This window comes from Spirochaetae bacterium HGW-Spirochaetae-1, assembly GCA_002839375.1.
In the GTDB taxonomy this organism is placed as follows: Bacteria; Spirochaetota; UBA4802; order UBA4802; family UBA5550; genus PGXY01.
Genome location: PGXY01000004.1, coordinates 330,300 through 342,538, shown reverse-complemented (window position 1 = coordinate 342,538; position 12,239 = coordinate 330,300). Strand labels below are relative to the sequence as shown.

17 protein-coding genes are annotated in these 12,239 nt (G+C 48.7%); 6 read left to right on the top strand and 11 right to left on the bottom strand.

Going from position 1 to position 12,239, the window contains the following annotated elements; translation table 11 throughout:
* Window position 1 precedes the first annotated feature (1 nt).
* Together CVV44_09390 and CVV44_09385 are read right to left on the bottom strand one after the other, a co-directional pair.
* Window positions 2-556: a hypothetical protein gene (locus CVV44_09390; GenBank protein ID PKL39069.1), complete on the bottom strand. Its 555-nt coding sequence runs from the start codon at window positions 554-556 to the stop codon at window positions 2-4.
* A 49-nt stretch (window positions 557-605) separates the two neighbouring features.
* The gene (locus CVV44_09385; GenBank protein ID PKL39068.1) at window positions 606-1,226 is read right to left on the bottom strand and encodes a hypothetical protein; all 621 of its coding nucleotides are present in this window, start codon (window positions 1,224-1,226) and stop codon (window positions 606-608) included.
* 218 nt (window positions 1,227-1,444) lie between these two features.
* Between CVV44_09385 and CVV44_09380 the strand changes: the two genes are divergently transcribed.
* From CVV44_09380 to CVV44_09360, 5 genes are read left to right on the top strand one after another with little or no spacing between them, the layout of a single operon-like run.
* Window positions 1,445-1,885: a hypothetical protein gene (locus CVV44_09380; protein ID PKL39067.1), complete on the top strand. Its 441-nt coding sequence runs from the start codon at window positions 1,445-1,447 to the stop codon at window positions 1,883-1,885.
* Window positions 1,886-1,903: 18 nt separating this feature from the next.
* A complete protein-coding gene (locus tag CVV44_09375) occupies window positions 1,904-2,761 on the top strand; it encodes a short-chain dehydrogenase (GenBank protein PKL39066.1) in 858 nt (285 codons plus the stop codon).
* Window positions 2,754-3,173, top strand: a complete 420-nt coding sequence (locus CVV44_09370) for a hypothetical protein (GenBank protein ID PKL39065.1) — start codon at window positions 2,754-2,756, stop codon at window positions 3,171-3,173. The genes CVV44_09375 and CVV44_09370 overlap by 8 nt, the downstream gene beginning before the upstream one ends.
* A complete protein-coding gene (locus CVV44_09365) occupies window positions 3,043-4,467 on the top strand; it encodes a hypothetical protein (GenBank protein ID PKL39064.1) in 1,425 nt (474 codons plus the stop codon). The genes CVV44_09370 and CVV44_09365 overlap by 131 nt, the downstream gene beginning before the upstream one ends.
* Window positions 4,451-4,975, top strand: coding sequence for a hypothetical protein (locus CVV44_09360; GenBank protein PKL39063.1), 525 nt, complete (start codon window positions 4,451-4,453; stop codon window positions 4,973-4,975). Before CVV44_09365 ends, CVV44_09360 begins: the two co-directional genes overlap by 17 nt.
* A gap of 46 nt (window positions 4,976-5,021) precedes the next feature.
* Here CVV44_09360 and CVV44_09355 read toward each other — a convergent pair whose 3' ends face one another.
* The 7 genes from CVV44_09355 to CVV44_09325 all read right to left on the bottom strand — a co-directional run bounded on the left by CVV44_09355 (window position 5,022) and on the right by CVV44_09325 (window position 9,646).
* Entirely contained in the window at window positions 5,022-5,996 is a 975-nt protein-coding gene (locus tag CVV44_09355) for an AraC family transcriptional regulator (GenBank protein ID PKL39062.1), read from the bottom strand.
* Window positions 5,997-6,038: 42 nt separating this feature from the next.
* Window positions 6,039-6,983, bottom strand: coding sequence for a hypothetical protein (locus CVV44_09350; protein PKL39061.1), 945 nt, complete (start codon window positions 6,981-6,983; stop codon window positions 6,039-6,041).
* Window positions 6,984-7,066: 83 nt separating this feature from the next.
* Window positions 7,067-7,432, bottom strand: coding sequence for a hypothetical protein (locus CVV44_09345; GenBank protein PKL39060.1), 366 nt, complete (start codon window positions 7,430-7,432; stop codon window positions 7,067-7,069).
* Window positions 7,429-7,932 carry an RNA polymerase subunit sigma-70 gene (locus tag CVV44_09340; protein PKL39059.1) on the bottom strand — a complete coding sequence of 168 codons (504 nt, stop codon included), beginning with the start codon at window positions 7,930-7,932 and terminating at the stop codon, window positions 7,429-7,431. The genes CVV44_09345 and CVV44_09340 overlap by 4 nt, the downstream gene beginning before the upstream one ends.
* Window positions 7,925-8,431 carry a hypothetical protein gene (locus CVV44_09335; protein PKL39058.1) on the bottom strand — a complete coding sequence of 169 codons (507 nt, stop codon included), beginning with the start codon at window positions 8,429-8,431 and terminating at the stop codon, window positions 7,925-7,927. The genes CVV44_09340 and CVV44_09335 overlap by 8 nt, the downstream gene beginning before the upstream one ends.
* A gap of 84 nt (window positions 8,432-8,515) precedes the next feature.
* Window positions 8,516-8,965 (bottom strand): hypothetical protein, encoded by a 450-nt coding sequence (locus CVV44_09330; protein ID PKL39057.1) that lies wholly within the window; start codon window positions 8,963-8,965, stop codon window positions 8,516-8,518.
* 105 nt (window positions 8,966-9,070) lie between these two features.
* A complete protein-coding gene (locus tag CVV44_09325) occupies window positions 9,071-9,646 on the bottom strand; it encodes a hypothetical protein (GenBank protein ID PKL39056.1) in 576 nt (191 codons plus the stop codon).
* 176 nt (window positions 9,647-9,822) lie between these two features.
* Here CVV44_09325 and CVV44_09320 point away from each other — a divergent pair, with 176 nt between their 5' ends.
* Entirely contained in the window at window positions 9,823-10,302 is a 480-nt protein-coding gene (locus CVV44_09320) for a hypothetical protein (GenBank protein ID PKL39055.1), read from the top strand.
* Between the two features lie 54 nt (window positions 10,303-10,356).
* Here CVV44_09320 and CVV44_09315 read toward each other — a convergent pair whose 3' ends face one another.
* Both CVV44_09315 and CVV44_09310 read right to left on the bottom strand, forming a co-directional pair.
* Complete coding sequence (locus tag CVV44_09315; protein ID PKL39054.1) at window positions 10,357-11,220, bottom strand: alpha/beta hydrolase; 864 nt, start codon at window positions 11,218-11,220, stop codon at window positions 10,357-10,359.
* Entirely contained in the window at window positions 11,192-12,139 is a 948-nt protein-coding gene (locus CVV44_09310) for a hypothetical protein (GenBank protein PKL39053.1), read from the bottom strand. Before CVV44_09310 ends, CVV44_09315 begins: the two co-directional genes overlap by 29 nt.
* Window positions 12,140-12,239: the final 100 nt, after the last annotated feature.

Genomic DNA, 12,239 nt, shown 5'->3' with positions numbered 1-12,239 from the left:
TCTAATACATATAGCTGATACTAAGCAACGGTATAAAATTATACACAACTTTTTCATCAAATATAGTCATAATTTTCAAAGCCGGCCCGAGAAAAAATCTCTGGGTAATCATATGATTATATCCTAGAAATAATTCGGTGCCGAAAGCACCTCCTTTCATCTGACGCATCCATGTATCTTTTATTCTATTACAATAACCCGTCCCGATTCCACCATAAAGCCCTTTTTTCGAAGAGATTTTGAATATAACAAATATTGGCATGTATGCCCGAAAATCCAGCATGTCACCTGATTGTCCAAGCTCATATATAGGAATGTATGCAATTTCCGGGCCGACAGATACTTTCTTGTTCCCGAACAGAACAAAGGCCCCGGTCGATATCCCTCCTGAGCCGAACTTCTGGTCCTCGAGCAGATTCTTTTTTTTGTTATCAATTAACTTTGATATGGGAAAATTCCAGCCTCCCCAGGTCCCATACTGTATTTCAGCATGAGAGACGGTGTTGATATTCAGGATAAAGAATACTATCAAACATTTAAAATAAAATTTTTTCATTTATTTAACATACATTTCCCCGGTTTGAAAAACTGTTCTCACCGTTCATCTATTTTAACAGGCCCTGATAAAAAACCTGTCCCATTCTTTCAACCTTGTTTTTCAGCTTTTCCTGAGACAGGATCGTCTGGCTCCCGCCCAGAGATAACACAATGATTCCTACTGCGGAGCCGATGATGATCTCCGATGTTTCCCATGAATCGACTTTTTTTATCTTTTTTTCACGTATGGCCCTTTCTATCTGATCCGACAGGAGCTTTACGCCAGCCCGCTCAATTCCGGCGGCCCGCTGCTTTACCCTGTCGGTACTGTTGGCGATAACTTCAGCTGAAACATCGGAGGCCAGCAGTCTGAAATAATTTCCCTGGAGAAAAGCGAAATCGGTAATAACACCAATGTATTTCACTATATAATCATAAAGAGAAATATCGCTCCCCTTTATTTCCTGTAAGAGATTCAATAGTATCTCAAGCCCGTCTGTTGCAATATCCAGGAAAAGGTCATCCTTGCTGACATACTCAAGATACACGGTGCGTTTGCTGTAGCCGGCTTTTTCCGCTATCTGCTCTATCGATGTCAGGCGGTAGCCTTTTTTAAGAAAAAGCTGTCTCGCCGATTTGATTATTTCCTCTCTTCGGTTTCTCATGGGTTTTTCTGTTTTTTTTGCCATGTGCAAAGCTATTCCGCATGTGTATATAATGGTCAAGTATATTTCAACATGCCCCGTATATCAGCACACCGATCATGGCGTATATCAATGAATCTAATGTGACAATTTTTAGAATAAATTGTGCATTTGATCTTGACATTTACATCAAATAGTGTAAAAGGTAACCGTTAGTTACTAACCACTGGTTACCATAATATTAAACAAGAAAGGGGGATACTATGTCGGGAAAATATGAAAGATTTATCGTCAGAAAACCTATCAATGTCAATGAGCTGCCGGACCATGATTTGAGTCAGGTAATTCCATATCCGGTCCTCATGGGCAGTGAACTTGTTCCGGAAGCAGCTGCCTGGGTCCTTTATCTTTACATCAAGGAAATAACAGAGTCCCTCAAAAATATCGCCATAAAGGGCGACAGGGCTGTTCCGCACATGCATGATTATGATGAAATGTATCTGATGATCGGAGATGAAAAGGCCATTACCTTTGAAGTAATGCTGGGTGATGAATTCTACGAGGTATCCACGCCAGCGGCGGTGTATATACCGAAACATACGCCTCACGCCATCCGCCCTGTCGACGCCACGGTGGGGCTCACGGGTGGCCTTATCCCGGTCTGTCTGAACGGCCGTTATGTAACGCTTCCAGTGGAAAAATAAAAATCCGGAGTAAAATAAATGAAGAACATACACAATAAAAAAGTTGTGGTTACCGGCGGCGCCATGGGAATCGGTTTTGCCACTGTTAAGCGTCTCCTCGATGAAGGGTGCAGTGTCGCTGTGTGGGATAACAATTCTGAGGCAATAAAGAAAGCAGAAAGTGAATTGGTGGAATATACCCCGAAGCTCAGGTTCTATCTCTGCGATATCAGCGACAGCGAAAAGGTCAGGGTTACCGCCCTGGAAACGAAAAGAGACATGGGGGATGTTGATATTCTTATCAATAACGCAGGTACGGTGACGGCGGGCAGGTTTACCTCTCATCCCGTCGAGTCATGGGACAGGCTCACAAAAATCAATCTCAATTCTATTTACTATACCACTGCCGCTTTCCTGCCGGACATGTATGAGCGAAACAGCGGCCAAATCGTGAATATTTCATCGGGTGCCGGGCTGGTGGGACTTCCGGACCTTGCCGTATATTGTGCGACAAAATGGGCAGTTTATGGATTCACCGAATCCCTCCGGCTCGAAGCGATGGCAGACGGGAAAAACGGTGTCAGGTTTTCATCGGTCCATCCCGGTATCCTGAAAAAAGGACTCTTTGAAGGAAGTAAAATGAATTTCCTCGGGGAACTGCTCCTTCCCAGGGTGGAGTGCCATGATGATATTGCCAGAGCAGTGGTAAACAAGGCGGTGAAAAAAGAACGATGCGTTGTGAAAAAACCATGGAGCCTGAACCTTGGACAGGTGGCGCGGGCCCTCCTGCCAGACATTATTTTAAACCGCCTGCTCATCATTGCAGGCGCAGGTGAATGCATGAAGGAATGGACAGGCGGACATACCATACAAGCCGGGGAGGAAAAACATGCATAAGGAGAAATGGATTACAGCGGGATTTATCCTTGCCGGCTGCGTAAACGTAGCGGGGATTCCGGTCTTCAGCAAACTGTTCAGCAATCAATTACTGATGACGACCGATGCCGGGGCTTTTTCCATCGTCGGCCTGGGCGTAATCATGCTCTGGGGGCTTGCTTATATTGCCGTGTCCGTGTCTTATTCGCTCGTTCCCGGTATTATCGCCGTCTTTGCACTGGAGAAATTCTTTTATACCGCTTTCTGGGGCAGATGGCTCTGGCAACATGGGGGAGAATTGAATGCTATATATGCACAGGATACCCTCACGGGATTCTTCTACAGTATTTACGGCGTTAATGACTTTCTCTTTGGCGTTTTTTTTCTCTATGTATTTATATATCTCCGGAAACAAAAACAGGTTTTCCCATGAAAAAGCAGTGCTTATCCATATTTGCCTCATCAAACATAAAAGAGTTGCCAGAACGAATAATCACCACTTATACTGGGACAAAACACTTGTCAGGGACATGATGAAAAAAAGTATCTTAAAAAGCCTGGAAAACTGGACCGCCGAGGGTATTATTACCGACGCGCAGCGAAAATCCATCATCAGTTTTGAAGAAAGCCGTTCCGGCGGCGCAAGAACCCGGTGGGCCCTCTACGGCTTCCTCATCCTGGGAATCAGCGTTGTGGGTATCGGGATAATCTCCCTCATAGCGGCAAACTGGGACGAAATTCCCGGCTCAGTAAAGATATTCATCGACTTCATGATACTTCTGGGCGTTGCCTTCACGGTGCTCCGGCTTGACCGCAGGGAAAAGGATATTCTCTATGACGCAGCACTATCCTTCTTCGCCCTGCTCGTTCTGGCCTCCATTGGCCTGATCTCCCAGGTACTGCATACCGGCGGTGAACTCTACATGGCCCTGTTCTTCTGGACAGCCATTATCTTCCCCCTTAGCCTTTTCAGTAAAAAGGGATTCCTCCCCTACCTGTGGACGGCTGGCTTTCTCGGGGCGCTCGCATCCTGGTCCGCATCGGAAGCTTCGTGGTGGCAAAGAATCGGCGACGACGATGAAGCCATTATCGCCCTCGGCCTCATGCTCCCCTTCCTGTGCCTTTTTTTCAGCAGTGTCATGGAAAGGATTGCCCTACTCAGGTTACACGCCGGGGCCTTTGCCCGGTGGGGATTAGCCGGTTTCCTGGGCCTGGTCTTCTTCACCGACATCTACCTTTCACAGGAGGAGGTGGATTTTTCCGTAAAAGTCCTGGCTCCCGCGGGTCTGCTCATTCTTTTTTTCATAGCTGCGCTCTTCTCCGAAACTAAAAAATCACTGAAAGAAAAAGCAACTGTTCTCATGATGATTATCATCACCATACTTCCCTATCTCCCCCTGATTCTTTCCGGGGACGTCGATATATCACGCACCGGTAATGAATTCTACGGCGCGCTCTATTCAATAATGATGCTTCTTTTCGCCGGCGCCCTCTTCATCATCAGGGACAACAGGAGACTTTTCAACGCCATGACCTTTCTCGCCGGCATCCGGTTTCTCGTAGTCTACTTCCAGGTCTTCGAAGATCTGGCTTCCACGGGCTTCGGCCTGATATTTTCGGGAATGATCATCATCGGCGTTTCTCTTCTCTGGTTCAGGCAGCGCGACAGGCTGGAGCTGTTTTTCAGAAAAATAACAGGAGCCGAAAGCCATGACAGGATTGAATAAAAAGCTGGCCGCGGCCCTTCTCATCCCCATTGTAATGCTGGCGCTGCTTACACTCTACAAGGCGGTTAAAATCTATTCGGGCAGAAAAGTGATTATTCCCATTACGGGTTTCGATCCCCGGGACCTGCTCTCGGGCCATTACCTGACATACCGCCTGGCTCTTAACACCGATGTCTGCAGCGGTCATGACAGGGACAGAGGAAACCTGTTCCTCTGTCTTTCCCTTGATAAAAATGGTGCCGTCATAGGCAGCTACCCTATGGAATATCTTGACGAAGACTGGCGTGATCGTTGCAGTGCAGTCCTGAAAGGGACATGCCGTCGCGGATCTTTCATGGCGGGTATCGAGCGCTTTTATATCCCGGAAAATGAAAGCGTCTTACTTGACCGGGCTGTGAGACAGGGTAAGGGCTCCCTGGTGGTGAGCATTGACAATAAAGGCAATGCTTCTATCAAGGAGCTCCTGATCGATGGGAAGCCCTGGCGCGAAGCGCTCTCTGAAAAATAATATCTCTGCCTCCTTTATCTCCAGGAGGCAGAGAGCAGGAAGGATATTACAGTGGTTTCACCGGCACGCATATATCCACAGTAAATTTCCCATCTTTCGGTTCTTCCGGGAAAAGTTCAAAGCAGGGCCTGTCGTCGGGCTGATAGCCGCTCTGGGGCAGCCAGGTGCCGTAAACCCATTGCCATGCCTCCTGAAACCCGTCTTCGGATACGACAAATCGTGACACGGCATACCTGCCGCCCGTCACAGTCATTTTTCCAATTTCACCGCTGACCTCCACAGACCGGTCAATCTCAAGACAGACGCTGACTCGCAGCTTTTCCTCATCGGTAATTTCCGGATTATCATGATAGATGTTGATAAACTTCGTATTCCGGCCGATAAGATTCCTCGGCCCTGCCCAGCCGCATAATTTCCCGTACAGGGTTTCGAAAAGTGCAGCATTGCCCTTATAGGGCCCTATGTGGCGCACATAGGCCATTGTCATTTCGGGGAAGTCCTTTACTTCCACGGTTTGTTGTTGAGTATCCATTGAAAACCTCCAGCGATTTCTATTTTCTCTGTACTCAACATATACCTTTGATGATTCCGGCGCTTTCCCCTCGTTGCTCCCCCGTTGACTGTTCTTGCTTTTCTCTTGACCCTGCTTGCTTTTCTCACGGCGCCAGAGGCTTGGACTCATACCGAAATACTTCCTGAATGTCCTTGTGAATAGGGCATGGCTGGAGAAGCCGCAGTTATAGGCTATAGAGGTTACGGTTCTGCCGCGTTCAACCAGAAGAATGTAAGCCGCTTTCTCGATTCTGGTCCGCTGAATAAAATCAAAAAGCGTCTCATTCATGATCGAAGAGAACAGGCGGTGAAAATGATATTTTGAGAAAAAGGCCACGCTGGCAAGCTCATCGAGCGTAAATTCCCGGTCAAGGTTGCTCTCAATATAATCCATGACGCGGTTGATTCGGGCCCGGTATTCAGGATTAAGCATATTCTCCAACCTGGTATTTTTCTCCTTGTTGTCCATTTTTATCCCTGCTGATAATTAAAAAACATTTGCGCAAGACCCTTACTGAATGAACTGCCTGCTCAGATTCAGCTTGTGTTCAATCAGTCGCGACGAGTTGGTAAGAAAAAATCGTGACGTACGGTTTTTCAGCAGTATTTCATACTGTTCCGCCGCAGTTTTATAATCACGCAGCTTGAAGGCCGCTTCACCGTAGTAATAATGAAGCGATTTATCATAGTCTCCCTTTGTGTCAATGGCCTTCAGGAGGTTCAAAGCCTGTAGATATCTCTTCCTCATGAACTGTATTTTCGCCCTGCCCAGGAGCCCGTTGGGGAAGCGGCGCTGCAGTGTCAGGGACGCATCATAATACTTCTGCGCCATCTCCAGTTGGTGCCTCTTGAAAAATATGTCGCCGATCAGGATAAAGGTATCGAGCTCCCTGGCATTCCGCCGCAGGGCCTCGCGAAAGGTTTCCACAGCTTCGCTGTCCCTGTTCCATCGTTCATAGATGTATCCCAACTGCAGATACGTCTTGGGAAACTGGGGAACAACCTGCTGCGCCTTGGTGAAATGTAAATGGGCCATCTTGAGATCATCGAGATGGAGATAGCACAGGCCCAGATTGTAGCGGAAAGGGAAAAAAAGCGCTGCATGGGGAAGAGCGTTGTTCAGTATTTCCCTGGCTTCCTCATACTTCCCCTCCTCCAGCAGCCGGGCTGCCCGGTTGTTTTCCACAGCCACTTTCTCCTCGCCGGTGCAGAAAAGGGCCTCCTTTCCAAGGTATATCTTTTCCGTGGGCAGCTCTTCAACAGGAGGATTCTCGGCGATTCTCAGCAGATCATTGAGATACCGCACCTCCTTCCAGATTTCTCCGGCCTGGAGGCTGATGGTGAATTGGAATAAAAGGATAAGCAGTATGATACGGGCTATTTTCCCTGAAAAAGACAGACCTGAATTGGGGGATGCATTGAATCCATAATGAGAAATATTTTTATCGGTTCCCATGTCATGCAGGATGGACGCGAAAGGCCGACCTGTCAAGGTTTTTACCGTGTCGCGTCTATGGAGAAAAAAACGCTCCCGGGACTCTATCTCAGGATGAGAGCATCATCGATAAGACTGGTCATATCATCGGAAAATATCACGGCTTGTTCGGCTTTAGTGGAAGATACGAGCAGAATATTTTTTTCAAAGCTCCCGGCATGGGTCTTCTCAACCTGCTGCGAAATAAAGTTGCTGTAAACGGGCTTTTCAGCATCCCGTCCCAGGCCAAAGATGAATACCACGGTAAACACGGCCGCGAATGCCAGGGATGAGGCTGCATAGGTGAAATGCCGGAGGGTCTTTCGCTTTTCGCGCATCACTGCCGTGGCAATGGAAAAATCCCACGCACTGCTTTCCATGCGGGCCTGTATTTCCTTCTGCATCATATCGTCGTAATTTTTTAAAATCATTGTGTCACCTCCTGCATCATTTTTTTCAGCATCTCCTTTCCCCGCGATGTCCTGGATTTCACCGTTCCCCGGCGCATACCCAGTTTGCCCGCTATCTCTTCGATGGAAAAGCCCCGGGCCACCAGTTCCAGCACCTCCCGGTATTTTCCCGGAAGCCTGGCGATTGTATCATGCAGATGCTCAATTTCAAAATCCGGCAGGTTACCGGCCGCATCAACATTCTTCATGTCTTCGGCAGCTTTTAAGGATTTTTTCTCTTCACGGCCCAGCCTCATGTTCATCCGGATCGATTCGTTCCTGGCAATAGTGTAAAGCCAGGTGCCGATAGATGAATCCTGGCGAAAACCGTTCTTTGCCAGATTTTTATAGGCCCGGAGATAGGTCTCCTGCACCACATCATCAATGGCATGATAATGTCTGCTGTCCAGGTGCTTCCCCACCGCAGAAAGCACCACGGCCTTTGTCTGGCCTACAATGTCGGCGAATTCACGGTCAGTCATTGTTTCTGCGCATCCTCCGATGCTTCATATGCCGGTACTCGTTCTTCAGCTTATTCAGCTGCTCCGGTGTCAGTACTTTCTGCAGCTCAAGACGGTGTTTGATCTGAAGTATTCTCAACTCTATTTCAATGTCTGATATCTGCTTCAGCTTTTTCCGCACCTCATCATAATTGATTTTCTCGGCCAGCAGCAGTTTTTTCAGTTCTTCCTTCCCGGGTTTCATCTCCTTGTAATAGACATCCCTTTCCTTCCGGAACCGGTCGTTTATTTCCGCCACTTTCCCGATCTGCTCACTGCTGAGATTCAGCTCTTCCCGGAGGAACTTCGGATCACCGTAGCAGAGTCCGTGGTAGGGGCCCATATGCCCATCGGGTCCCGGGCCGGCAATACATTCACCGTTTCGCATATTCCTTCCCTGAAACCTTTCTCCCTCCCCGGCCATTACCGGAGCAGTGAGTATGACGATCAGTAAGGGTAATGCAATCAGTACTTTATTCATGGCTGATACTCCTTTTTAAACACGGGACCGTCATCCGATTTGTTATAAGCAGATGACGGCTCCGTTCATTCCTGTCATTCTCTGCTATTTATTCCGGTACGGACAGTCTTTCATGTTGCCCTTCATCCCCCGGCCCTTTCTCATGGTCAGATCATCAAACTTTTTTTGCTGCTCTGCGGAGAGCACCTTTTTGATTTCCTTTCTTTCCTCTAGCCTGAGCTCCAGTGTCTTGTCCACATTGCCTCGGTTGTCAAAATATTTCTGACGATATTTCTGGGTTATATCAAAAACATCCTTGAGTTGCTGGTCCGAAAGGCCCAGCTCCTTCTGCATAAATTCCAGATGATGGATACTGCCCATATGATAACCGAATCCCGGTCCATCAGGTGCGCCGCAGCATTTTTTCCCTTCCCGGGCCGATAGTCCGCCCGCCGTAAAGACCAGAGCAGTCGCCAGTAATAAGGCAAAGGGCATTTTTTTGTTCCATACAGTATTCATTGATTTTCTCCTTTTCCTGTTTGTTGTTTTAATCATTTGACCCCGGTAATGATCTGCCGGTTCCACTTTTTTAAGATAACCGTTACTATTATTTAAAACAAGGAATGAATGAAAATCATTATTCAGACTTAAATGGACAGGTCACAGCAGGTGCTCAGCCAGTATTTTTATCCCGATGAGAATAAGCATAACGCCGCCGATAACCTCTCCGCCACTGCTCACATATTTGCCGACCCGGTTCCCCAGGGCGATACCGATAATTGAAAAACCGGCGCAAACAATACCGATTATGATGCTGGGCAGAATAATGGGTTTGTCCAGGACACCGATGGTAAGACCCACTGCCAGGGCGTCAATACTGGTGGCCACGGCAAGGACGATAAGCGTCCAGCCCCGTGACGGGTCCTTGCAGGCATTACTGCCGGGTTCCCGTTGTTCGTCTTTTTTATCGAAGGATTCCTTGATCATTTTTATCCCGATCAGAAAAAGAAGTGAAAAAGCCACCCAGTGATCGTAATTTCGAATAAAATTTTCAAGATATTTGCCGCCCAGGTACCCGAGGATGGGCATCATGAACTGGAACAGGCCGAAATGAAAACTCATGCGGAAATAATGCCGGGGCCCGGGACAGTCGATTGTCATGCCGGCCGACACCGACACGGAAAAGGCATCCATGGCCAGGGCAACTGCTATGACTAAAACCGATATAAAATCCATCGAATGATTCTCCTCGGGAATACCTTAGCTCATGTCAGCCAAAAATTTGCAATAAAAAACAACGGGCATCAGGCAACTTTTTAATTGACACTATTCAACTTGAAATACCATTTTATATACAATCAGTCAACAACCCGGAACAACTGCCGGAAAAAACTAAAAAGGAACCACCCATTATGGACATGAAAAAACGTACTCTTTTATTGACTGTGCTGATAGCCGGTTTTATTCTTTCGGGAATTTCTGGTCTCCGGGCCCAGGGAAAAACCGACTTCGGCCTGGGCGTCATTCTTGGCGAACCAACGGGAATTTCATTGAAATATAAAAACTTCCCCGTGGTGGGCATTGCCTGGTCAGTCAACAACCATTTCCACCTGCATTGCGATTACTGGATCTACAACGCCACCCTTGCCCAGCCCGTTAACTGGTTCATCGGCGCCGGATTGAAACTGCGCATCATGGATAAGCACAGCAGGGACGACAATAACCATCATGATGATACAACGGCCGGTTTCGGCATCCGCATTCCCGTGGGTCTCCAGTTCTTTGTCATCCCCCGGGTGGAGCTTTTTGCCGAGCTTGCCCCGGGGATATCCCTCTATCCGGCCACGGAATTTGACATCGACGGCGGCATCGGAGCCCGGTATTACTTTTAGAAACTAGTTTCTATAATGCCCGTTGTGATCATTATCGGAAAATGCAGCAGGTGATCAGCGGGCAAGAAAATCCGAGACAGCCTTCCACAGTTCCCCATCGGTAACACGCACGATGACCTCGTGGCCCGCGTCCTCAACGGGAATCATCACGGCGTCCCTGAAAAGGGGCGTCAGCTCCTCGCTCATTCTGAAGGGTATTGTTTTATCGCGCTTCCCGTGTATGATCAGCACCGGCATGGTAATGGATGGCGCTTTGTTTTTTGTTTCATAGATGTCATTTATAAGCATGCGGGGCAGTCCGGGAATGAAGTAATGGGCGGCCACATCATAGGTTGCCGTGTAGGGCGCGATGAGTATCATCTTCGAACCCAGTCCCCGTGAGGCCATCTCGACGGCCACGCCGGTCCCCAGGGAATATCCGAACAGCACCGTATCCCGCGGTGAAATTGAATGTGAGGACTGAACATGACGAATAAGGGCATCGCCGTCTTCATAAATATTTTTTTCGTTCGCCTCGTACTGCGCCGAAACACCGTAACCGGGATATTCCGCCAAGAGAATACCGTAACCGGCCTCGTAAAATTTTTTCCCCGTTATTTCCATGTGGTACATCGATTCACCGTTGCCGTGGAAAAACACGACAAGACGCTGACCCCGGGGTGAAAAATATCCCCGCGACAGGCGCTCCCCCGAAGGAACGGATATCATTTCACCGGCACCAATGCGGGGTACCATGGTGCTGTCGTTGCCGGGATAGATGAAGCCGCTCAGGTCGAAAGCGCTGCGGTGGCACGAAACGGTCATGGCAGTAATAAAAGTACAGGCGATGATTAAACGAATTCGGCGGCGAATGGTTTCCCGTTCCTTCATATGATTGTGACCGGCCCCATCAATAGAGATGACAGGCGGCGCGAGCATTGCCCGTCTTTTTCATGTCGGGATAGACGTCCCTGCATATATCCATAGCCTGGGGGCACCGGGGATGAAAATGACAGCCCTGCGGAGGATTTTCCGGCGAGGGTATCTCACCCTTCAGAACGGAAAAACCGTGTTTGCGGGCCTTCATCTCGGGAACGGATTTGAGGAGGCTCCGCGTATAGGGATGAAGCGGATTTGCAAAGAGATCGGCCCTGGGGCTCTCCTCGACGATTTTCCCCAGGTACATGACCACGATGGTATCGCTCATATGCTCCACCACGGCCAGGTTGTGGGCCACGAAAAGATAGGTCAGGCCCATCTTTTCCTGTATGTCGTTCAGCAGGTTAAGAATCTGTCCCTGTATGGAAACGTCCAGCGCCGAGACCGGTTCATCGAGAATGATGAAGGAGGGGTTCAGGGCAATGGCCCGGGCGATGCCGATACGTTGGCGCTGCCCTCCGCTGAATTCATGGGGATACCGGTCTATGTGGTCCGGTGTGAGACCCACCAGGTCGATCAGTTCCTCCAGGCGCTCCTGTATCAGGGTCCTGTTCATATCGGTGTGAATGCGCAACGGCTCGGAAATAATTTTACCCACGGTCATGCGCGGGTCCAGGGCGCTGTAGGGGTCCTGGAACACGATCTGTACATTCTTACGGAATTCCCGCAGGTCCTTCCCGGCCAGGGAATCGACCCTTACACCATTGATGATGACGGTTCCGGCATCGGGCTCGATAAGTCGCAGGAGGGAACGCACCGCCGTAGTCTTGCCGCTGCCGCTCTCGCCCACCATGCCCAGGGTCTCGCCGCGCCTGATGGAAAAGCTGATGTTGTCCACGGCCCGGATAGTGCCGGGTTTTTCAAAGAACCCCTTTTTCCGTGTGACAAAAAACTTGGTAAGCTCCGTTACTTCAACCATGTCCCTCTTTTATATAATTGCCATTCTAATTTTCAACAACCATACAGATGTCATAGCGCCGCAACAATCACCTGACAATCATTTTTTATTTGTAATTATC

Coding starts and splice junctions, on each gene's coding strand:
- CVV44_09390 (PKL39069.1), bottom strand. CDS start 556: ATGAAAAAATTTTATTTTAAATGTTTGATAGTATTCTTTATCCTGAAT.
- CVV44_09385 (PKL39068.1), bottom strand. CDS start 1,226: ATGGCAAAAAAAACAGAAAAACCCATGAGAAACCGAAGAGAGGAAATA.
- CVV44_09380 (PKL39067.1), top strand. CDS start 1,445: ATGTCGGGAAAATATGAAAGATTTATCGTCAGAAAACCTATCAATGTC.
- CVV44_09375 (PKL39066.1), top strand. CDS start 1,904: ATGAAGAACATACACAATAAAAAAGTTGTGGTTACCGGCGGCGCCATG.
- CVV44_09370 (PKL39065.1), top strand. CDS start 2,754: ATGCATAAGGAGAAATGGATTACAGCGGGATTTATCCTTGCCGGCTGC.
- CVV44_09365 (PKL39064.1), top strand. CDS start 3,043: ATGCTATATATGCACAGGATACCCTCACGGGATTCTTCTACAGTATTT.
- CVV44_09360 (PKL39063.1), top strand. CDS start 4,451: ATGACAGGATTGAATAAAAAGCTGGCCGCGGCCCTTCTCATCCCCATT.
- CVV44_09355 (PKL39062.1), bottom strand. CDS start 5,996: ATGGACAACAAGGAGAAAAATACCAGGTTGGAGAATATGCTTAATCCT.
- CVV44_09350 (PKL39061.1), bottom strand. CDS start 6,983: ATGGGAACCGATAAAAATATTTCTCATTATGGATTCAATGCATCCCCC.
- CVV44_09345 (PKL39060.1), bottom strand. CDS start 7,432: ATGATTTTAAAAAATTACGACGATATGATGCAGAAGGAAATACAGGCC.
- CVV44_09340 (PKL39059.1), bottom strand. CDS start 7,932: ATGACTGACCGTGAATTCGCCGACATTGTAGGCCAGACAAAGGCCGTG.
- CVV44_09335 (PKL39058.1), bottom strand. CDS start 8,431: ATGAATAAAGTACTGATTGCATTACCCTTACTGATCGTCATACTCACT.
- CVV44_09330 (PKL39057.1), bottom strand. CDS start 8,965: ATGATTAAAACAACAAACAGGAAAAGGAGAAAATCAATGAATACTGTA.
- CVV44_09325 (PKL39056.1), bottom strand. CDS start 9,646: ATGGATTTTATATCGGTTTTAGTCATAGCAGTTGCCCTGGCCATGGAT.
- CVV44_09320 (PKL39055.1), top strand. CDS start 9,823: ATGGACATGAAAAAACGTACTCTTTTATTGACTGTGCTGATAGCCGGT.
- CVV44_09315 (PKL39054.1), bottom strand. CDS start 11,220: ATGCTCGCGCCGCCTGTCATCTCTATTGATGGGGCCGGTCACAATCAT.
- CVV44_09310 (PKL39053.1), bottom strand. CDS start 12,139: ATGGTTGAAGTAACGGAGCTTACCAAGTTTTTTGTCACACGGAAAAAG.